13 protein-coding genes and 1 pseudogene are annotated in these 21,664 nt (G+C 69.5%); 10 read left to right on the forward strand and 4 right to left on the reverse strand.

Features of this window, described 5'->3' with window-relative positions; all coding sequences use genetic code 11:
* Nucleotides 1–69: 69 nt before the first annotated feature.
* On the reverse strand, nucleotides 70–4,734 hold the full coding sequence (locus AAFO60_RS16620) for an ATP-dependent helicase (protein ID WP_347957340.1): 4,665 nt from the start codon (nucleotides 4,732–4,734) through the stop codon (nucleotides 70–72).
* A 329-nt stretch (nucleotides 4,735–5,063) separates the two neighbouring features.
* Between AAFO60_RS16620 and AAFO60_RS16625 the strand changes: the two genes are divergently transcribed.
* The 7 genes from AAFO60_RS16625 (at nucleotide 5,064) to AAFO60_RS16655 (ending at nucleotide 10,940) form a co-directional block, all read left to right on the forward strand.
* Nucleotides 5,064–5,288, forward strand: a complete 225-nt coding sequence (locus AAFO60_RS16625) for a CbtB domain-containing protein (protein WP_347957341.1) — start codon at nucleotides 5,064–5,066, stop codon at nucleotides 5,286–5,288.
* A gap of 22 nt (nucleotides 5,289–5,310) precedes the next feature.
* A complete protein-coding gene (locus tag AAFO60_RS16630) occupies nucleotides 5,311–6,117 on the forward strand; it encodes a CbtA family protein (RefSeq protein WP_347957342.1) in 807 nt (268 codons plus the stop codon).
* A 14-nt stretch (nucleotides 6,118–6,131) separates the two neighbouring features.
* Nucleotides 6,132–6,608: a histidine phosphatase family protein gene (locus AAFO60_RS16635; protein WP_347957343.1), complete on the forward strand. Its 477-nt coding sequence runs from the start codon at nucleotides 6,132–6,134 to the stop codon at nucleotides 6,606–6,608.
* Nucleotides 6,609–6,682: 74 nt separating this feature from the next.
* Nucleotides 6,683–7,462, forward strand: coding sequence for a hypothetical protein (locus tag AAFO60_RS16640; RefSeq protein ID WP_347957344.1), 780 nt, complete (start codon nucleotides 6,683–6,685; stop codon nucleotides 7,460–7,462).
* A 107-nt stretch (nucleotides 7,463–7,569) separates the two neighbouring features.
* Nucleotides 7,570–8,796, forward strand: a complete 1,227-nt coding sequence (locus tag AAFO60_RS16645; RefSeq protein WP_347957345.1) for an acyl-CoA dehydrogenase family protein — start codon at nucleotides 7,570–7,572, stop codon at nucleotides 8,794–8,796.
* 251 nt (nucleotides 8,797–9,047) lie between these two features.
* The gene (locus tag AAFO60_RS16650) at nucleotides 9,048–9,989 is read left to right on the forward strand and encodes a hypothetical protein (RefSeq protein WP_347957346.1); all 942 of its coding nucleotides are present in this window, start codon (nucleotides 9,048–9,050) and stop codon (nucleotides 9,987–9,989) included.
* An 87-nt stretch (nucleotides 9,990–10,076) separates the two neighbouring features.
* Complete coding sequence (locus AAFO60_RS16655; protein WP_347957347.1) at nucleotides 10,077–10,940, forward strand: hypothetical protein; 864 nt, start codon at nucleotides 10,077–10,079, stop codon at nucleotides 10,938–10,940.
* Between the two features lie 92 nt (nucleotides 10,941–11,032).
* Here AAFO60_RS16655 and AAFO60_RS16660 read toward each other — a convergent pair whose 3' ends face one another.
* Nucleotides 11,033–12,550 (reverse strand): flavin-containing monooxygenase, encoded by a 1,518-nt coding sequence (locus tag AAFO60_RS16660; RefSeq protein WP_347957348.1) that lies wholly within the window; start codon nucleotides 12,548–12,550, stop codon nucleotides 11,033–11,035.
* 120 nt (nucleotides 12,551–12,670) lie between these two features.
* On the opposite strand from AAFO60_RS16660, the gene AAFO60_RS16665 reads away from it, so the two are divergent.
* A complete protein-coding gene (locus AAFO60_RS16665) occupies nucleotides 12,671–13,888 on the forward strand; it encodes a helix-turn-helix domain-containing protein (RefSeq protein ID WP_347957349.1) in 1,218 nt (405 codons plus the stop codon).
* 12 nt (nucleotides 13,889–13,900) lie between these two features.
* Here AAFO60_RS16665 and putP read toward each other — a convergent pair whose 3' ends face one another.
* The gene (gene putP / locus AAFO60_RS16670; RefSeq protein WP_347957350.1) at nucleotides 13,901–15,451 is read right to left on the reverse strand and encodes a sodium/proline symporter PutP; all 1,551 of its coding nucleotides are present in this window, start codon (nucleotides 15,449–15,451) and stop codon (nucleotides 13,901–13,903) included.
* A 187-nt stretch (nucleotides 15,452–15,638) separates the two neighbouring features.
* Nucleotides 15,639–19,166: a proline dehydrogenase family protein gene (locus AAFO60_RS16675; protein WP_347957351.1), complete on the reverse strand. Its 3,528-nt coding sequence runs from the start codon at nucleotides 19,164–19,166 to the stop codon at nucleotides 15,639–15,641.
* Between the two features lie 107 nt (nucleotides 19,167–19,273).
* On the opposite strand from AAFO60_RS16675, the gene AAFO60_RS16680 reads away from it, so the two are divergent.
* Entirely contained in the window at nucleotides 19,274–20,866 is a 1,593-nt protein-coding gene (locus AAFO60_RS16680) for a PucR family transcriptional regulator (protein ID WP_347957352.1), read from the forward strand.
* Between the two features lie 553 nt (nucleotides 20,867–21,419).
* A pseudogene (locus AAFO60_RS16685) lies at nucleotides 21,420–21,664 on the forward strand (hypothetical protein); the annotation flags it as partial.

Consider the following 21,664-nt stretch of genomic DNA (forward strand, 5'->3'; position numbering starts at 1 on the left):
TTGTGCCCGAGCGTAAACGGCAGACGACCGCCGCGGCGGCGAGGTGACCGCCCGACGGGAACCGGCCGGTCACCGCATGCGCGGATCGTAGTGCATGCGGAGCCCGCGCGGCGTGGTGGCGAACCCCGCCGCGACGAGCCGTTCGCCCAGTGGGGTGCGGCGTACCGGTTCACCGTCGACCTGATCGATGTGGATGCGCGCGATGGCGCCGTCGGCGACGGCGCGGTGCAGGGCGTCGGCGGCAGCCGTCAATGATGCGTCGTCATCGGTGAAGGTCAGCACGGTCTTGCCGCCGCGCTCGACGAACACCGTCGCCGCACCGCCGACCAGGACCACCACGGCCCCCGGCTTGCGGCCCGGGCGGTGCCCGCCCTCGGCGGTGCGGTCGGGCCAGTCGAGCGCGGCGCCGTACGGATTCGCGGGATCGGTCGCGGCGAGCACCACCGCTTCGGCGCGCCGTTCGCGGTCGCGCACCGCGAACTCGCGGAGCACGTCGACGGTGTGGCCGGCCGCGAACTGGGCACCGCCCAGACCGTCGATGTAGTAACCGCGGCGCACCTGGCCGTTGTCCTCGAACACCCCGAGCGCGCGATAGATCCGGGAGAACCCGCCGTCGATCGCCTCGGCGACCACCGACCCCTTCGTGACCACCCCGTAGCGGTCGAGCAGGACCTCGCAGGTGGCGGCCGTGGCGGCGGTGGGATCGACGTCGACCCGGCGGATCAGCGACCATCGGCCGCCCACTCGAGGCGGTGTGGCGGCCGCCCCGCCGGCGCCGGCCAGGTACTGCGACGACAGGCGCGCGGTCCGCAGCCGCGGCGCGCGGCCCCGCGTGCGGTGAGCGGCGGTCGCGGTGCGCGGGGGATGGAGTGCGGCGCGCACCACCGAGAACGAGTCGTTGGTGACCAGCCCCGCCCAGACCAGATCCCACAGCAGATCGGCCAGTTCGTCGTCACCGAGCGACCGCCCGCCCGCGGTCACCGCCGCCGACACGTCGCGGAACCGCAGGGCGCCGGCGGTGAGTGCGTCCAGGATTGTGCGATGGTCGTCGGTGGCGTCGAACTCGGCGGCGCGGCGCAGGGTCAGCGGCGCGGCGTCGGCCAGGTGCAGCGCCACCCAGCCGTCGGCGCCGCCGATGCCGCCGTGCCCGGACCAGATCACCTCGCCCGACGCCGTCAGCTCGTCGAGCATCGACGGCCGGTAGTCGGGGATGCGTGCGGGCAGCACCAGCGATTCCCACGCCGAGGCCGGAACAGGTTGTCCGGCAAGCTGTTCGACGACCGCGGCGACACCGTTGACGCCCGTGAGCGCGTCGTGTCCCGCAGCATGGCCGGTGACCCGCTGCCAGTCCAGCAGGAACCGCGCGTAGGCGGCGGGCGGCACCGGCTCCACCTCGGCCCGACCCGCGGCCAGCGAACCGCGCCGCAACTGCGTGAGCACGTCGGCGTGGCACCACTGGCTCGACCGCCCGACGCCGTCGGTGGGGACGAACTCGCCTTCGATGACCGCGCGACGGCCGGCCAGCTCCTCGAGCGCGCGGGCGACGACGGCCGGGGCCATGCCGAGCGCGTCGGTGATGTCGGCGGCGAGGAACGGACCGTGCGTGCGCGCATACCGGTGAACCAGGTCCGTCACCGCGTCGGCGGCCGGCTCCAGGTAGGCGGCGGGCACCCCGAGCGGAAGAGGGACGCCGAGGCCGTCGCGCAGGCGGGCGGCGTCGTCGACCGCGGCGAGCATCGACCGTCCGCGCACCTTGACCGGGAGGAGGACGCCGTCGGCGGTGAGCGCGTCGAGCAACTCGCGCAGGTCCTCCTCGCCCCGGTACCGGTCGGCGAGCTCGGCGCTCGTGCAGGGCCCGAGCCACCGCAGCAGGTCGACGACGTCCTCGCGATCGCGTGCCTGCCGCTGCGGGGCGGTCCGCTGCAGGCGGGCGACGACGTCGACGAGGACGGTCGGGTCGAGCAGGTCGCGCAGGTCGACGCGGCCGAGCAGTTGCGCGAGCAGCGCGGTGTCCAGGGACAGGGCGGTGGCCCGCCGCTCGGCCAGCGGCGCATCGTCGTCGTAGATGAACGCGCCGACGTAGCCGAGCAGCATGGAGGCGGCGAAGGGCGATGGCGACGGCGTCTCGCACTCGACGACGCGGATCCTGCGGGCGGCGATCCGCGTCAGGAGGTCGGTCAGCGCGGGCAGGTCGTAGACGTCGGCCAGACATTCGCGGACCGTCTCGAGGATGATCGGGAAGTCGGGGAAGCGGGCGGCGACCGCCAGGAGCTGGGCGCTGCGCTGGCGTTGCTGCCAGAGCGGTGCGCGGCGGCCGGGGTCGCGGCGCGGCAACAGCAGTGCCCGGCCGGCGCACTCCCGGAAGCGGGAGGCGAACAGCGACGACCCCGCCAACGCGTCGGTGACCTCGCCCTCGATCCGGTCGGGATCGAGCACGAACACGTCCGCACCGGGAGGGGCGTCGTCCGTGTCGGGCAGGCGCACGATGATCCCGTCGTCGGTCGCGGTGACGCCGCCGCCGAGGCCGAGGCGAGCCGACAGATCGGCGCCGATCGCACTGGCCCACGGGGCGTGCACGCGCAGGCCGTACGGCGAGTGCAGCACCAGCCGCCAGTCGCCGAGCTCGTCGCGGAACCGTTCGACGACCAGGATGCGGTCGGTCGGGAGCGTGCCGGTCGCGGTGCGCTGATCGGCGATCAGCGCCTCGAGGTTCCGGTGCGCATTGCTGCTCAGACCCAGCTCACCGGCCAGCGTCGCCAATCTCTCCGCGTCGGCGGCGACTCCGGTGAACCTGCCGATCGCCGCCCCCAGTTCGGCCGGTCGGCCGACGGCGTCGCCGATCCAGAACGGCAGCCGCCCCGGCATCCCGAAGGCGGGCGAGACGAGCACGCGATCGTGCGTGATCTCCTCGATCCGCCAGCTCGAGGCGCCGAGGGCGAAGACGTCGCCGACCCTCGACTCGTAGACCATCTCCTCGTCGAGCTCACCCACTCGGCGAGGCTGACCGTCGGCGCCCCCGTCGCTGCCGATCAGGAAGACGCCGAACAGGCCGCGGTCGGGAATGGTGCCGCCGGAGGTGACGGCCAGCCGCAGCGTGCCGCGGCGGGCGAGCAGCACACCGCGGCTCCGGTCGTAGTCGACTCTGGGACGCAGTTCGGCGAACTCGTCGGACGGATAGCGGCCGGAGACGAGGTCCAGGACGGCGTCGTAGACGTCGCGGGTCAGTGTCCGGTAGGGCATGGCGCGGCGCACCGTCGCGTACCACTCGTCGACGTCGAGCTCCTCGACGGCGGTCGCCGCGATGGTCTGCTGCGCGAGGATGTCGAGCGGATTGGTCGGGACCGACAGCGACTCGATCTGCCCGCCCAGCATCCGCTGCGCGGTGACGGCGCAGTGCAGCAGATCGGTCCGGTGCTTGGGGAACAGCACACCCTGACTCACCTCGCCGACCTGGTGCCCGGCGCGGCCGATGCGCTGCAAGCCGGCGGCCACCGAGGGCGGCGACTCCACCTGGATCACCAGATCGACCGCGCCCATGTCGATGCCCAGCTCCAGGGAACTGGTCGCCACCACGCACCGCAGCCGCCCCGATTTCAGCGCGTCCTCGATGTCGGCGCGCTGCTCTTTGCTGACCGAGCCGTGGTGCGCGCGAGCCAGTACCGGCGGCGCACCGCCCACATCGGTGCTCGCGCCGACATGGGCCGGCATGCCGCCGGGGACCTGCGCATTCGGTGACGCGTCGAGGTCGACGCCCGCGCGGATCGCGGCGATCTCGTTGAGACGCGCGGTGAGCCGTTCGGCCAGGCGACGGGAGTTGGCGAAGACGATGGTCGCGCGATTGGCCTCGATGAGGTCCACGATCGCCGCCTCCACATGCGGCCACAGCGACCCGGCGGTGGGGGAGAAGGCGTCGTCGAGGTCGTCGGCACCGGTCGACGGCGGCGGGATGTTGACCATGTCCGCCACCGGCACGTCGACCCGCAGATCGAAGGTCTTGGTCGCGGGCGGTTTCACCACGGTGCAGTCGGCGCCGCCGGCCAGGAACTCGCCGACGAGTCGCTCCGGGCGCACCGTCGCCGACAGCCCGATGCGCTGTGCGGGCTCGGCGAGCAGGCGGTCCAGGCGTTCCAACGACAACGCCAGATGCGTGCCGCGCTTGGTCGCGGCGACGGCGTGGACCTCGTCGACGATCACCGTCGTCACCGTCGCGAGAGTCTCCCGGACCGCCGAGGTGAGCATCAGGTAGAGCGATTCGGGCGTGGTGATGAGGATGTCGGGCGGGTGCGTCTGCAAGCGCCGGCGGGCGGCCGTCGGGGTGTCGCCGGAACGCACCCCGACGGTGATCGAGGGCGGCTCGGCGTCCAGGCTCGCCGCCGCGTGGGCGATGCCGATCAGCGGGGCCGACAGATTCCGTTCGACGTCGACGGCGAGGGCCTTGAGCGGTGAGATGTACAGGATGCGGACCCCGGCCGGGGAAGAGGCGGGCGGGGAGGACTCGGTCGGTGAGGAGGCGGGCGGTGGGGAATCTGGCGATGGGGAGACGGGCGGGCGGGTCAGGCGCTCGCGGTACAGCGAGTCGATCGCCCACAGGAACGCCGCGAGGGTCTTCCCCGAGCCGGTCGGGGCCACCACCAGGGTGTGGTCGCCGCGCGCGATCGCCGACCACGCACCGGACTGGGCTCGGGTCGGCGCGCCGAACGCGTCGGTGAACCACCGCTGCGTGGCCGGATGCATACTGCGCAGAATCGCCGCTCCCGGTGCCACAGGTCCATTCAAGCCGATGCCTACGACAGGCGGTGTGAACGTCTGTGGTGCAGCGGTCTGGAGTGCAGAGGTCTGAGGTCACATCGTCGGCGCGGCCCGTTCTCCGGGCAGGTGCCTGCCGCCCGGTGCGCAGCGCTACACTTTGCCGGATCGATGCGACTAACCCGGTGAGAGCCCGGGGCGGTCGCGCCACTGTATGCGGACGTCCAAGTGTGGACGGCCACTGAGCCAGACAGCCGCATCGATCAGATTGCAATCACCTACCCGGACGCGAACTCCGGGAGAACAGGATCGATCAGATGACTGCTTCGACAGCAACCGGCCAGAGCACTCGGAGCCTGGCCGTACCGGACCTCTCCGCAGCCAGTGTCGCTCTCTGGCTCACCGCCACCGTGCTGGTGGCCGCGCTGGCCTACTACTTCCTCGGCTACGACCAGGGGGCCGTGTCGGTGTTCGGCAGCGACACCCACGTCCACGAGTTCGTGCACGACGCGCGCCACTTCCTCGGCTTCCCCTGCCACTGAGAGACGGGGAGACAACCGAACAATGGAGCGCAAATTCACCGGCGCAGGCGTCCTCGCGGGCCTGATCGCCGGTCTCGTGGCGTTCGTCTACGCCCGGATCTTCATCGAACCCCAGGTGGCCGCGGCGATCGAGTACGAGGACGTCCGCTCGCACGCGGAGGCGATGCTCACCGGCGCGGACGAACACGGCCATGAACTGTTCAGCCGCAGCGTCCAGGAGAACATCGGTGCCGGGGTCGGCACCGTCGTCTTCGCCGTCGCGATGGGTGCCTTCTTCGCCGTCGCCTTCACCGTCCTGTGGGCATACCTCGGACGTCACCGGCCGGCCTCCGACCCGCGCCTGGCAGCGGCCGCCCTCGGCGCCGTCGGATTCGTGGCCGTGGTCGGCGTGCCCTTCTTCGTGTATCCGCCGAACCCGCCCGCGGTCGGCGAGGAGGACACGATCGGCGCCCGTTCGGGCGCGTACCTGACGATGACGCTGGTCTCGGTCGCACTGATGATCGCGGCGGTCGTGCTGGCGCTCAGTCTCTCCGGCCGGATCGGCGGACTGTGGTCGGGCATCGTCTCAGCCGTCGCGTACCTGGTCGGCGTCACGATCACCGCGGCGCTGCTGCCGGAGTTCAAGGAGGTCCCCGGCCCGGTGATGAACGGCGACGAGATCATCGCGCCGGGATTCCCCGGCCAGGTGATCGCCGACTTCCGGATCTATGCCGTCGCCGACCAGGTGGTGCTGTGGACGGTGCTGACCGTCGTCTTCATCGCCCTGCTCGGCGTCATCATGAAGCGCACCGAGGCGGCCGGTCGGGCCGCCCGCGAGGTGGCGGCCTGACCGGGCTGGCCCTCGTGGTCGCGGCCCGGACCGCACCCAACCGTGCGGTCCAGTTCGGCGGCGAGCACGACCATCTGGACGAGCGCGGCCGACGTGATGCGGCCGCGCTCGTCTCGTCGTTGCGCGGCGCGGCCGAGCCGACGCTCGTGGGTCCGGAGCCGTCGGTCGTTCAGACCGCCGCGGCGTGCCTGCCTCGCTACGCCGTCCACGCCGAGTTCGCGAGCCTGGACGTCGGCCGCTGGCGTGGCCGGTCGCCGGAATCCATCGAGGGAACCGACCTGGCCGCCTGGTTCACCGACCCGGACTGGCGAGGCCACGGCGGGGAGTCGGTGCGCGCGTTCATCGCGCGGATCCGAGCGGCGGTCGTCGCCGCGGCACCGGGAACGCTGGTGGTCGCCGGGCCCGTCGCACAGGCGCTGCTGTCCGGTGCGCCGGAGACCTACTTCGCCCACGATGTGGTGCCCGGCCGGCGGTACGTGCTCGAGAGGTGAGGACGGCGTCGATGTCGGAGGGGCGTCGAAGCCGGAGGTCCGTGGATGTCAGAGGGCCGTGCCACCATGCGTGCATGGACGACGTCGACGCTCACCTGGTGATTCCCGCGGAATGCCTCGACTGGTGCCGCCGTCAGCCGTACGCCGAGACGGTGCTCGAAGATGTGGTCCCGATCGATCTGGACTGGTGGAACGAGCGTCTGGCCGCGGCGCAGATTCCGGCGCGGGTCAGCGGTCGAGGTCAGGACGGGCAACAGCTGTGGAAGGGCAGGGCCCACCTGCGGCGCGGTGATCTCGAACCCGGCGTGCACGGCCTCCAGTTGGGCGAGGAGCCGGAGTTCGATCGCCTGTACATGTGTGCCGCCTGGCTGGCCGAGCATCCGCTGCGCGGTGGCGTGCGCCGCTTCGTCGACGTCGCCGAACCGGATGTCCCTGCCGTTCCGGACGACCCCGCCCGTCGTTTCGACGCCATCGCCCGAGCCCTGGTGGCGTGCCGCAGTGCGCCCGCCCTCTTCGACGTCGCGGCGTACCGGGACTGGTCCGGATGGCCGACGGCTCCCGGCGTCGGCCACGCCCTGATGTCGCTGTACTGCTGGGCCGTTCACCCGCGCGGCGACGACCGGCCACAGCTGCTCGACAACTGTTCGGCGGGCAGTCTCGTCTGGCACGGTTGGCTCGTCTCGTCTTCGGTCTCGCTGTACTCGGTGCGGAAGTACGCGCGGTACTCGGCACTCCTGCACCGCTGGGCTCGGCAGGCGGACGTGGCGCCGGAACTGGTGGAGATGTGGCTCAATCGGCAGTGGCACGTGCGCCTGACGGCGACCTCGGCGCACCGGAACGGCTCGACGCTGTAGATCTCGCTTCCCAGCGGAGCGTTCAACAGGTGGTGACGCGGGCGATGTGTGAGCGATTACGCTACCGTCGAGTCAAAGATTGAAACGTGTTCCAGTTTGGAGGCTTGATGTTCGAGTGGTCTGAGGAAGACTTGATGGTGCGCGACGCGGTTCGCGGATTCATCGACAAGGAGGTGCGGCCCAACGTCGACGCGCTGGAGTCGGGTGAACTGCCGCCCTTCGACATCCTGCGCAAGATGCTCAAGGCGTTCGGCATGGACGCGATGAACACCGAGAGCCTCGAGAAGGAGCTCGCCGCCGAGGAGGCGGGCGAGAAGCGCGCCTCGGCCGGCGGATCCAACAGCCTGGCCAATTCGATGTTCCTGATCCTCAACATGGAGATGGCCGGCGTCAGCCTCGGCCTGATCGCGTCGATGGGCGTGTCCCTGGGGCTCACGGTCTCGACCATCCGCAGCCGTGGCACCCTGGCGCAGAAGAAGCGCTGGCTGCCCGAGCTGGTGACGATGGACAAGGTCGGCGCCTGGGCGATCACCGAGCCCGACAGCGGCTCGGATGCGCTCGGCGGCATGAAGACCACGGTCCGGCGCGACGGCGACGACTACATCCTCAAGGGCAACAAGACCTTCATCACCAACGGCCCCTACGCCGACACGATGGTCGTCTTCGCCAAACTCGACGAGGGCGACGGCACCCCCATGCGCGACCGCAAGGTCCTCACCTTCGTGCTCGACAAGGGCATGGAGGGACTGACGCAGGGCAAGGCGTTCAAGAAGATGGGCATGATGAGTTCGCCCACCGGCGAGCTGTTCTTCGACAACGTGCGCGTCAGCAAGGACCGGCTGCTCGGTGAGACCGAAGACACCGGGTCCGACAAGCGCGGTGGCGACAGCGCCAAGGCTGGTTTCACCGCGGAGCGCATCGGTATCGCGGCGCTGTCGCTCGGCATCATCAACGAGTGCCAGCGGCTGTCGCTCGAGTACGCCAAGACCCGCACCCTGTGGGGGCAGGAGATCGCGAAGTTCCAGCTCATCCAGCTCAAGCTGGCCGAGATGGAGATCGCCCGGCTGAACGTGCAGAACATGCTCTTCGTCGCGATGGAGGCGTCGAAGGCGGGCAAGCCGCCGACGCTGGCCCAGGCCTCGGCGATGAAGCTGTACTCCTCGCGCGCGGCGACCGAGGTCGCGATGGAAGCGGTGCAGCTCTTCGGCGGCAACGGCTACATGGCCGAGTACCGCGTCGAGCAGTTGGCGCGCGATGCCAAGTCGCTGATGATCTACGCCGGGTCCAATGAGATCCAGGTGACGCACGTCGCGAAGGGGCTGCTGGCTCAGTAGCCGCTGATCCACGCGCGAACTACGCCCGCCGGACCGCCTGGTCCGGCGGGCGTTCTCGATTCGCCGGGCGATCGGTGCAGGCTATCGACCGAACAATCGAACGTTGTTCCGTTTTGTGCGGTGAGCACGGAATCCGGGACATCTCACCCTCCAGCGGTGTCGATACGGCCGTGCAATCAATACATTGACGCGAACGCAATCGCTGAGGCACGGCATCGAATCCTCGGCACCCGCGACGACGAGGAGGGCGTGTGAGGAATCCGAATGTGCTGAAGCGAGCCGCAGCGGCGGCCGCGGTAGCGGTGATGGGCGCAGCCGCGGCGTTGAGCGGGGCGGGTGCGGCCGCCGCCGACAGCGTCGGGCCGGTCAGCGGAAGCAGCGACGCCGTCAATTTCACCCGCACCGTGAGCGGGGTCAAGCTGGTGAACGGCGCGATTCCGAACGGCGAGGTCGTCACCGTCTCGAACAAGCTCAATCGCAAACTGGCGTGGCTCATCTACTACGTCAAGGACACGCACCCGACGTGCATGAAGGCGGTGCCGAACACCTCGGTGTGGAAGGTCAGCGGAAAGACCTACACCAACAACCCGAGCGGTGAGGGCACCTACAAGGGCAGCGAGTTCACCTCCGGCCCGGGCTGGGCGCAGATCAAGCCCGCCGCGGCGAACTCCTGGGAGAGCATCGAATGGTCGCAGGACTACCTGCTCACCTGCGCCACCGGTCCGCTCAACACCGGCGGCCTGCAGTGGTCGAGCACCTGGGCCGGCGAGAGCGGCAACAACAAGCCGAACGTCGGCCCCACGATCAACGTCACCCCGGGCGTCGCCTCGGTCTCTGCAACTCCGCAGGACGCCATGGCGAAGAACGATGTGATGCTCACCGTCAAGAACCCCGACGGGCTCCCCGGCGACAAGGTCACCTTGACTTCCAAGGGCAAGACCCTCGACGGCTGCGGCAACCTCGAACTCGATGAGAACCGCATCGTGACCTGCATCTGGGTCCCGAAGAGGAAGGGTGACTACCCACTCAAGGCGGTGATCGCCAGCCAGCCTCCGGTGACCGTCACCGGCTCGGTGTACGTCTCCCCGGCACCCGTCAGCGGCAGCATGAGCGGCGGCAGTCTGGACGGCAGCCTCGGCGGCGGTGACAGCGGCAGCCTTTCAAGCGGCAGCCTCGGCGACCTGATCGGCTGACCGCCGCTCGGCCGGTACCGAGCACCACACAAGACCTGCCGCCCCACCAACTGGGATCGCGGCGACAGCATCCAGAGAGGGATCTGCATGACAATCACTTGGAATCGCCGCCTGCTCGCCGGGCTCGGCACGGGCGCGCTGGCCGTGTCCGTCCTGGGCGGTCTGGGAGTGGGTGCGGGCAATGCCGACGCCGCCGAGGCGAGTGCGACCGGCAGCGTCCGCATCTACAACTACAACGACGGCATGCTGATCAACAGTCAGCAGTGGGTGGACTTCACCCGCACCGTCAGCGCGGCCAGCGTCGTGCAGGGCGACACCGTCACCGTGTCGACCACGGTGACCACGCACAAGGTCGGCGCCGGCATGACCATGACGTTGAAGAACTTCCAGGACTGGACGCCGGCCTGCATGGAGTACGTCGCAGATTCGGGTGTGGCGACCGCCTCCAACACCATCGGTGGCCCGGCGACCAAGACTGCCGACCTCATGGACAGCACCACCATCGAAGCCAACCCCGGCACCGCCTGGGGACTGGGTGATGGTGGAGCGGCTCGCAGCGTCACCCTGACTGCGCAGTACAAGGTCACGTGTGCCCCCGGGACGCACAACAGCGGCGGTCTGAATGCGTGGACCACTCCGTCGAGCAACTCTGCCGGAGTGGGCGGCGGATGGCTCGACGCGCTCAGCACCGGCACCGGCGTGGCGAACCCGCCGTCGAACCTGAAGCAGTCCGGTCCCCAGCTGACCGTCACCGCGCCCAGCACCGGCGGTGGTGACAACGGCGGGGGCACCGGTGGCGGCGACAACGGCGGGGGCGACAACGGCGGAGGCACCGGCGGCGGTGGCAACGGCGGAGGCACCGGCGGCGACAACGGCAGCAGCGGCAGCTCCGACGGAAGCTCGGGCGGCAGCCTCGGCAACCTGTTCAAGGGCCTGTTCGGCTCCTCCTAGGCGGCCCTGAAACCGACTCGCACCCCTTTCGTTCTTCGCACCTCGGCGCGACCGAGTGCACAGAACGAAAGGGGTGCGATGTCGTTGGTCGATCAGGCGTCGACGGGTTCCTTGACGGTCCGGTACTGCAGGAACTCGTCGTCGATCGCGCCCCTGCGCAACTGCTTGACATCGGCGGAGACGGCCATCGTCATGGTCCAGGGGCTCTGCGTGCCCTGCTTGGGCAGCCGGTCGAGGGCACGCTTGACGTAGCCTGCGCCGAAGTCGAGCAGCGGGCGAGTCTCCATCGCCGGGTCGGCGACGGGCTCGACCGACGTGGCTCCGGTCTGGTCCATCCGGGTCAGGATCCGGCAGAAGTACTCGCAGAGCATGCCGATCTTGAGCGTCCACGACGAGTTGGTGTAGCCGATCGCCAGCACCCAGTTCGGCACGCCCGAGAGCATGACGCCGCGGTAGGCGACGGTCTCGGCGAGGTTGATCGACTCGCCGTTGCGGCTCAGCTCCATGCCGCCGAAGAGCTGCAGGTTCAGGCCGGTCGCCGTGACGATGATGTCCGCCTCGAGGACCTCTCCGTTCTCGAGCTCGATGCCGCCGGCCACGAAGCGCTTGATCCGACCGGTCTCGATCGACGCCGTGCCCTTCTTCACCGCCTTGAACAGGTCGCCGTCGGGGACCACGCACAGGCGCTGGTCCCACGGGTTGTACGGCGGGTTGAAGTGGGTGTCGACGTCGAAGTCGCGGGGGAGGAGGGCGGCGTTGGTCGCGCGGATGATCTTGCGCGCCGGACGCGGATACCGCTGGCAGAGCTGGTACACGATCTTCTGCTGCAGGATGTTCTTCTGGCGGCTGAGCTTGTAACCGCGTTCGGCGCCGAGGGTCTTCTTGAGCGCGTTGGCGATGACGTCCTCGCGGGGCAGCGGGATCACGTAGGTGGGGGTCCGCTGCAGCATCGTGACGTGCGCGGCGTCACCGGCCATCGACGGGACCAGCGTGACCGCGGTGGCGCCCGACCCGATCACCACGACCTTCTTGCCGCGGTAGTCGAGGTCCTCGGGCCAGTGCTGCGGGTGAACGATCTGCCCGGTGAAGTCGTCGGCGCCCGCGAAGTCGGGCGTGAAGCCCTCCTCGTAGTTGTAGTAGCCGGTGCCTGCGAAGACCCATCGGGTCTTGACGGCGGACGTCTCACCGGTGTCGCCGTGCCGGACGGTGAGCGTCCACAGCTGATCGGCGTCGGACCAGTCCGCGGAGATCGCGCGGCGGTTGAAGACGATGCGCGACTCGAGGCGGTCGTCGGCGACGGCCTCGTGCAGGTAGTCGAGGATCCGCGGGGCGTCGGCGATGGCCTGGGGGTCGCGCCACGGCTTGAACTCGTAGCCGAAGGTGTTCAGATCCGAGTCGGAGCGGATCCCGGGGTAGCGGAACAGGTCCCAGGTGCCGCCGAGGCGCTCGCGGGATTCGAGGATCACGAAGCTCTTGCCCGGATGCTCGGTGGTCAGATAATGGGCGGCACCGATGCCGGAGATGCCTGCGCCGAGAACGACGACGTCGAGCGGTTGATCGCTCAGGAGCCGATCTGCGGCGGCGTTCGGGGCATTCGATTCGGAGGACATTGATGATCCGTTCGTCCGGGGGTGGTTCTGCCTTCATTAACAATGATCGTTGTAACTATCGCCCAATATCAAGGATGAAACAAACCAGAACGTCACCCATTTGGGTGCATAATCAACCAGATGGCCCGTGAACAGGATCGATGGACAGCGCCGAGTGAAGCGGTCGCCGACCTGATTCGAGCCGGCGTGACATCGGTGCTCGATGCGCCGACCGAGTGGCTCGACGACATGAACCGCGCGGTGATGCATCCGTCCGGCATGGAGCAGGTGATCGGTGACCGGGCACTGCTGGCGGTGGCGCTGCGGATCAACGAGGGCAACCTGCGGCACTGGGCGGAAAGCAATCTGAGCCGCCCCGGCGCCCGGGTCAGCGTCAACATCACCGACGAATCGACGACCTTCATCCGTGATCTGGTGCGACGCGGGTTCGACTCCGGCGCGCTGGACTCGTTCCGCACCGGTCAGAACTCGGCGTGGCAGAGGTGGATGCAGATCTGCTTCGGACTCACCGACGATCCGGTGCTGCTGCGGGAACTGCTCGAAGTGACGTCGGCGTCGATCGCGACCTTCGTCGACGACACCGTCGCCGAGCTGGCCGGTCAGATCGACGTCGCGCGGGCCGAACTGGCCGGAGACACGCACGCCCAGCGCCGGGCCGCGGTCGCCTTGATCCTCGAGGGGGCGCCCATCGCGCCGGCCCGCGCGGCCGTGCAGTTGCAGTACTCGATCGAGGGACCGCAGATCGCGCTGGTGCTGTACGGCGACGCCGGCGTCGGACCGGACGACCTGGAAGAGGCGTGTGAGGCGGTGATGCTCGCCTCCGGTGCCACCCGACGCCTGACGGTGCTGGCCGGCGCCGCCGAACTGTGGGTATGGCTGCCCACCGGGCAGCTGGTGGTCGAATCTGTACTCGCCGCTCACCCGCGGGTCCGGGTGAGCGCGGGGTCGCCGGGCCGCGACCGCGAGGGCTTCCGGCGCAGCCACTTCGAGGCGTTGGCAGGTCGCGAACTGCTCACCAGGCTCGGGTCGTCGGCGCAGTTCGCGACCTACGACGACCTGGCCCTGCCGGCACTGATGGCCGACGACCTGACGCGGCTCGACGAGTTCATCGCGCAGACGCTCGGCGATCTCGCCGTCGCCGACCACAGTCTGATCGAGTCGATGCGGACGTGGTTCGCGGCCGGCTGCAATGCCAGCGCCGCGGCGGCCCGGATGTACACGCACCGCAACACCGTCGTCCGACACGTCGCCCGTGCACAAGAACTGCTGCCACGGCCGCTGATGGTCAATTCAGTGGCCGTGGCAGCAGCGCTGGAGGTCCTCCGCTGGCGCGGCTGAGGCGAGCGTGGGTCAGACGTTGGTCAACTGCTCGGACGCCGGTGCGCGGTACGGCTCGGTCGAGCGGCTGAGCTCCACCGCGCGGGTGAACTCGTCGTCGATCACATCACTCGGTCGGAAGGTCAGCAGGCTCACGACGATCGTGACGACCATGCTGGCGACGAAGCCGGGGATGATCTCGTAGAGGTGGTCGCTGAGCGAGGACTGACCCCAGATGTAGGCGACGACGGCGCCGGTCACGATGCCCGACAGGATGCCCGCGGTGCTGACTCGACGCCAGTACAGGCACAGGATGATCGCCGGGCCGAAGGCCGAACCGAAGCCGGCCCAGGCGAACGCCACCAGATCCAGGATGCTGTTCGACGGCGACAGCGCGAGCAGGGCGGCGATGACCGCGATCGCCAGGACGCCGAATCGGCCCAGCATCACGTACGTCTTGTCGGCCAGGTCTCGACCGCGGCCCGTCTTCTCGGCAACCAGCTTGTAGAGGTCCTCGACCAGGGCCGACGAGCACACGACCAGCTGCGAGGAGATGGTCGACATGATCGCCGCGAGCACGGCGGCCAGCACCAGACCGGCGATGAACGGGTGGAACAGCAGCTGCGAGAGAGCCAGGAAGACGGTCTCCTCGTCGGCGGGCGCCTGCGCGGTGTGCTTCGCGAAGTAGGCGATGCCGACCAGTGCGGTGCCGACTGCGCCGAGCGCGCACAGGAACATCCAGCCGATGCCGATGCGACGTGCCACGCCCGCCTCGGACGGGGTCCGCAGCGCCATGAATCGGACGATGATGTGCGGCTGACCGAAGTAGCCGAGGCCCCACGCGGCCGACGAGATGATGCCGATGACGGTGCTGCCCGCGAAGAAGCTCAGCCCGTGATCGCGGGCGGCGTTGACGCCGTCGATGGTGGCGCCGATGCCGCCGAGGTTGATGATGCCGATGATCGGCACCGCCAGCAGGGCCACGACCACCAGCAGGCCCTGGGCGACGTCGGTCAGGGACGCGCCCAGGAAGCCGCCGAACAGCGTGTACAGCATGGTGATGCCCGCGACGATCAGCATGCCGACGGTGTAGTCGACGCCGAACGAGCTGTCGAAGAACTTGCCCGAGGCCACCATGCCGCTCGACACGTAGAAGGTGAAGAACACCAGGATGATGACGCCGCAGGTGATGCGCAGAATGCGGGAACCGTCGCGCAGGCGCGTCTCGAAGAAGCTGGGAATGGTGATCGAATCGCCGGCGACCTCGGTGTAGGCGCGCAGTCGCGGAGCGACCAGCTTCCAGTTGGTCCAGGCGCCGATCAGCAGACCGATCATGATCCACGACGCCGACAGGCCCGACAGGTACATCGCTCCGGGCAGGCCCATCAGCAGCCAGCCGGACATGTCCGACGCGCCGGCGCTCAGCGCGGCGACCCACGGCTTGAGTCCGCGGCCGGCGAGCATGTACCCGTCGAGGTCGTTCCGGGTGCGGCGGTAGGCGTACCAGCCGATGCCGAGCATCGCTGCAAAGTACAGCGCGACTGCGACCAACTGAATGGTCTTCTCGTCGGGCGCGACGGTCATGTGTTCAACTCCTCGGGATCATGTTCTGCCGGAGAACTCGCTCCGCGACGGCCGCCTGAGACGTGCGGTGCGCCGACGGGCCGTGTCTCAATGTGACACAGGTCTCGGACTTAGAAGATTCTTCCCGTTGATCCCGCGCACAGGTATGTGGGGGCGTACAAGACGTACGCCCCCACATTGTGTCAAATCACGAAGACTTGATTTCTTCGGCCAGTTCGACGAAGGCACGGTCGGCGTTGCCGAAGCGGTGCAGGGTCATCGACACGGCCTGCTCGGCAAGCCAGTACCGCAGTTCCACCCGGCCCGACGCGGTGATCGCGTCGTCGAGCAGAGCCAGGTCGGGCCGGCTCACGACCAGCGTGGTCAGGTCCGGCGATGCGGTGCCGGCCAGGCGGATGCGGGCGACGCCGCGCTCGGCGAGTCGGGCGACGAAGGCCTGATCGTCGCGCGGGGACTCGACGGTGACGCTCAGTCGCGCCGCAGCACGCAGGACTGCCTGGAGCGCATCGTCCAACCCGGGTTCCGGGGAGACCGTGACGTGGGCGCCGCTGCGGTGAGCAGCGGCCAGCAGGCGCGCGACCCGGGAGGGCCGGGCGTCACGCGCCACGCGCAGGGCGACGGCGGCCGGCCGGTAGCGGAAGATGTTCGCCTCGCTGACCAGCCCGGTCTCGTCGCGCGGGGTGCCGAACTCGGCGTCCCACGCGCGGTCGTCGTCGGCCAGGGCCGCATGCAGCCACGCGACCTCGTCGGCCGGCAGTGATCCGGCGACGGCTTCGGCGAAGACCGACAGTGCGGACAGACGCGGTGCCGCCGCGACCGGTGCCGTCGCCGCATCGGCCCACGAACCCATCAGCATCAGGTAGTTGGGGCCGCCGGCCTTGGAGCCCAGGCCCACCGACGAGCGCTTCCAGCCACCGAAGGGCTGACGGCGCACGATCGCGCCGGTGATGCCGCGGTTGACGTACACGTTGCCCGCCTCCACCCGGTCGAGCCAGGTGCGGACCTCGCGGGTCTCCAGTGAATGCAGACCGGCGGTGAGGCCGAAGTCGGTGGCGTTCTGCAGCTCGATCGCCTCGTCGAGGGTCTCGGCGCGCATCAGACCCAGCACCGGACCGAAGCACTCGGTGCGGTGGAAGAACGAGCCGGGTGCCACGCCGTCCTTGATGCCGGGCGACCACAGGCGGCCGGTGTCATCGAGCTGGCGGGGCTTGAGCAGCCACCGCTCACCCGGCTCCAGGGTGGTCAGGGCGCGAATCAGCTTGTCGCTGGGATCCTCGGTCAGCGGGCCGACGGTCGCGGCCAGGTTGGTCGGCCAGTCGACGACCATCGACGACGCGGCGTCGATCAGCTGCCTGCGGAATCGCTCGGAGTCGTAGGTGCTGCCCACCAGAACGGCGAGCGAGGCCGCCGAGCACTTCTGGCCGGCGTGACCGAACGCGCTGTGCACCAGGTCGGCGATCGCCAGGTCGCGGTCGGCCGACGGCGTGATGATCAGCGCGTTCTTACCGGAGGTCTCGGCGTTGATCTTCAGCTCCGGACGCCACGACGAGAACAGTGCGGCGGTGTCCGACGCACCGGTCAGGATGACGCGGTCGACGCCCGGGTGGCTGATCAGCTTGCGGCCCGCGGGGCCCTCGTCGGGGAACACGCCCTGGCACGCGTCGCGGGGGACGCCCGCCTCCCACAGGGCTTCGAGGACGGCCATCGAGCAGTGCGGGGTCGGCTTGGACGGCTTGTGGATCACGGCGGCGCCGACGGCGAGCGCGGCGAAGGTGCCGCCGGCCGGGATGGCGATCGGGAAGTTCCACGGCGGGGTCACCACGACCACCTCGTCGGGGGTGAACTCGGCGCCCGCGACCTCGTCGAGCTCCAGCGCGCGGTGCGCGTAGTAGCGGGCGAAGTCGATGGCCTCGGAGATCTCCGGGTCCGACTGCGCCACCGACTTGCCTGCCTCGGCGGCGGCGATCGAGACCAGCAGGCCGCGCCGGCGAGCCAGGATGTCGGCGGTGCGGTACAGAATGGCGGCACGCTCGGCGGCCGGACGGGCGCGCCACTGGGCGGCCGCGGCACGCGCGCGGTCGACGAGGGCGTCGACCTCGTCTTCGCTCACGCTCGCCGGAACCGGCTGCGTCGCGAGCCACGCGGGATCGGCGGCGCGGGCGATCGCCGCCCGGGCCCATGCCTGGTTGGCGGGCAGTGCCGGGTTGGTGTCGGGTTCGTTGGCGAATCCGGGCAGCGGCAGCGAATCGTCGAACTGCGGGCCCGCGGTCTCCTCTGCGCCGCGGTCCTGGCGGTGGTTGGGCAGCGGCGCGGTGTGGCCGTCGGCGGCGAGGGCGTGATCGAGCTTGCTCACCGAATCGTTGAAGCGCGCGGCCTCGCGGCGGAAGATGTCGCTGCCGGGCGCGAGGTCGAAGATGCCCGACATGAAGTTCTCCGACGCGGCGTTCTCCTCCAGGCGGCGCACCAGGTACGAGATCGCGACGTCGAACTCCTTCGGCTTGACCGTCGGCACGTACAGCAGCAGTCGGCCGACGTCGCCGCTGATGACCTCGGCCTGCTCGGTGGCCATGCCCTGCAGCATCTCGAACTCGACGCGGTCGGAGACGCCGCGGCGGTCGGCGAGCAGGTGCGCGAAGGCGATGTCGAACAGGTTGTGGCCGGCCACGCCGACGCGCAGGCCCGCCATGTGCTCGCGGTCGAGCAGCCAGTGCAGGACCAGCTTGTAGTTCGCGTCGGTGGCGGCCTTCGACGGGCAGGTGACCTTCGGCCATCCGGCGACCTCGGCGTGGACGGTCTCCATCGCCAGGTTGGCGCCCTTGACCAGGCGCACCTTGATTCCGGCGCCGCCGTCGGCGATCCGCTTGGTCGCGAACTCCGAGAGCCGCTGCATGGCGCCGAGCGCGTCGGGCAGGTAGGCCTGCAGCACGATCCCGGCCTCGAAGTTCTTCAGCTCGGGGCGGCTCAGCAACCGCGTGAAGACCTCGATGGTGAGTTCGAGGTCGCCGTACTCCTCCATGTCGAGGTTGATGAACTTGGTTCCGGCCGGAGCCTTCGCGGCCTCCAGGTACATCGGGGTCAGCCGGTCGAGGACGTATTCGACGGTCTCCTCGAAGGCCCACATCGAGATCTGCGAGGCGACCGACGAGACCTTGATCGACACGTAGTCGACGTCGCTGCGACGTAGCAGGTTCTGCGCGTCGGCGAGGTGGTTGTCGGCTTCGTCGTCGCCGAGGACGGCCTCACCGAGGGGGTTGATGTTGAGCTTGTGGCCTCCCTCGCGCAGCTTGGCGACGGACTTCGCGAACTTGCGGTCGCGGGCGTCGACGATCATGTGGCCGACCATCGAGCGCATCCGGGCGCGTGCCACCGGGATCACCACGTCGGGGAGCTTGGTGGCCATGGTGCCGCCGGCCTTGATCTGGACCCGGTCGAGCGCACCGAGCGTCGACGGGGTGGCTGCGGCGATCTCCGAGAGGGCCTCGGCTGCCGCAGAGGTGTCTTCGGTGCCGATGACGCGGTCGACGAATCCGACCGTGAAGTCGAGGCCGCTCGGGTCCGACAGGACGGCGGCCAGGCGGCGCGCGGAGGCGTGCGGCTTGGTCTGCGTCTTGGCCGCGGCGCGCAACCAGTCGGTCACGAGCCGCTCGGAGTCTGCGGCGAGCGCCGTCAGTTCAGCGGTGGTGGCGGCGCGGTCGATGCGCGAGGCTGTGGTCATGCTGCCAGTAGACGACGTCGGGCACCTTCCAGGCGTCGTGAATTCGTACGAACCCTGGGGGCAGATCTTGTGAGTTCGTCCACAAGGTCATGGCAGAATCGCAGACCATGGTCAGCGAATCCGGAGCAGTGCTCATCGACGTCATCGCCGGACTCGACACTGCGGTCCACAGCGTGCCCGTCCCGCCCGATCCCGCGATCAGGATCCGGTCGGTGTCGATGGTCGACGCCGACGATCTGGCGCACCCGCGAGAGCGGTTCACCGACGCGATTCTGCTGGTCGGGGTGGCGGCCGTCGAACTGGAGGCCTGGCTGACCGAGCACCGCGGGACCGCTCCGGCAGCAGTGCTCGCCAAGGTCTCCGGAGACGATGCGGCACTGGCTCGGCAGGCCGCAGCCTCTGGTTCGACACTCATCGTGATCGATCCGCGAGCGCGGTGGGATCAGGTCCTCGGCTCGGTCCAGTCGCGGCTGGACCGGTACGACGACGATCCCGCGGGCGGTGAGGCCGTCGACGTCGACCTGTTCGGTCTGGTCGGCTTGATCGCGCAGGGCACCGGGGGACTGGTCTCGATCGAAGACGCGACGAGTGCGCGGGTGCTTGCGTACTCGCCGTCGAAGGGCGAGGCCGACGATCTGCGCGTGCAGACGATCCTCGGCCGGGCCGGACCGCCCGCGTATCTGGAACTGCTGCGGGCGTGGGGAGTGTTCGACGCGATCCGGCGCGGCGGGGAGGTGGTCGACGTCCCCGAGCACCCCGACCAGCACATGCGCCGCAGGCTGGTGGTCGGCGTGCACTCGAGGTCGGGCCGACATCTCGGCTCGATCTGGGTGCAGGAGGGCGGTCGGTCGCTGGCCGACGACGCCGCGGAGGTCCTGCACGGCGCAGCGGCGATCGCCGCGCGGATTCTGACCCGCGAGATGCAGGCGCCGTCGACCGAGGGGCAGCTGGTGCAGCGGGTGTTCGGCGCGCACGGAGGCGTCGATCCGTCGACGGCTGCGGCCTATCTGCGACTGTCGGTCGACGAGTCGGTCGGTGTGGTCGGAGTGGCGGTGGTCGGCGGCGACGAGGCCGGCCACGCCGATGCGATGAGTTCGGTCGGCGGTGCCTTGCGGCTGCACGCGAGTGCGTTCGCGCCCGCAGCGTTGACGACGGTGCTCGACGAGCGGGCGTACATCCTGCTGCCCGCGACCTCGAGCCCGTCGATCACTCGATGGGTCCGCGGGCTGGTGAGCAGGTTCGACGGTGATCCGGCGCTGGGAGGTGCGCTGCTGCGGGCGGCGGTCGTCGCACCGATCGCCGGCCTGGCCGACGTGCCCGCGGCGCGGATCGAAGTGGATCGGGTGCTGACCGCGACGGCCGGCGACCCGGAACGGGTGACCTCGCTCGCCGAGTCCCGGACGGCGGTCCTGCTCGGCGAGATCCTCGACGCCATCGCGGCGCGCGATGATCTGGCCGACCCGCGGGTCACGGTGCTCGCCGACTACGACGCCCGCCATGACGGGGGATTGGTGCCGAGCGTGCGCGCCTACCTCGATGCGCACGGCAACGTCCGCGACGCGGCCAAGGCGGTGGGCGTTCACGCCAACACGCTGCGCTACCGAATCGAGCGTGCCCAACAGTTGTCGGGCCTGCGATTCGACGACCCCGCCGACCGCCTGCTGACGACGATCCAGCTGGCGGTTCTGGACCGGGGCTGAGCGGTCCGACGCGCTCGAAGCTTGTACTGAGACCCCGCAGGGTGACCCCTTGTCCTAGTCAAATGTGATGTGTATCATAGAACACATGATCGATTGGAGTGGCCCCCAGGGGTTGCTTCTCGTTCTTTGAGAATTTGATAGCGCGTCGCGTACATGGCGACACCGACTACGCCCACGGCACTGCTGAGGGCGCAAGGGTGGGTACGCGGCGGCAAATGTCAGACCGCCGCCGGCTCTGGAGGGATTCTCGGGCTGGGTGGCTGCTCCTTTTAGGGTGGTCGAGTAGTCCGAGGCGCTAGCCGAGGACGTATCGAGACCCCGGGGTGAGGCTCCCTCCCGCGGAGGCGGCGGTCTGACATCCGGGTGACGGACCACGCGCAGCGCATCTGTATTTCCAACTGCTTTGTCGTTCAACCGTATTTCGCCTCGCAGGACGGCGGTCGGTGACCGACACAGTCTTCTGCGGGGAGTTCAAGACCGGAATCACGTCCGCCGCCAACGGTTTTCGGTGATCCCGAAACTGTTGGTGACCGGGTTGTGGAGAGGGGGAGTCATGACCATGACGATGACCAGGACCGTGGTTGATGCTGTCACCGAACTCGCTGACTTGCTCAGTGATGCACTCGATCCGCCGGAGTCGGCGGGTTCACCGGGCGCCTCGGGTGGGGAGCTGGCCCGGGTGTTCGCGTCCCCGTCGCCGACCGGCGCCGACGACCGGCTCATCCTGGCGGTGATGGTGGAGGTGACCAGACTGCTCAACCTGTGCACCACCACGCTCGCTACCGCGACCGAGGCGGC

Source organism: Gordonia aichiensis, assembly GCF_039946255.1.
GTDB lineage: Bacteria > Actinomycetota > Actinomycetes > Mycobacteriales > Mycobacteriaceae > Gordonia > Gordonia aichiensis_A.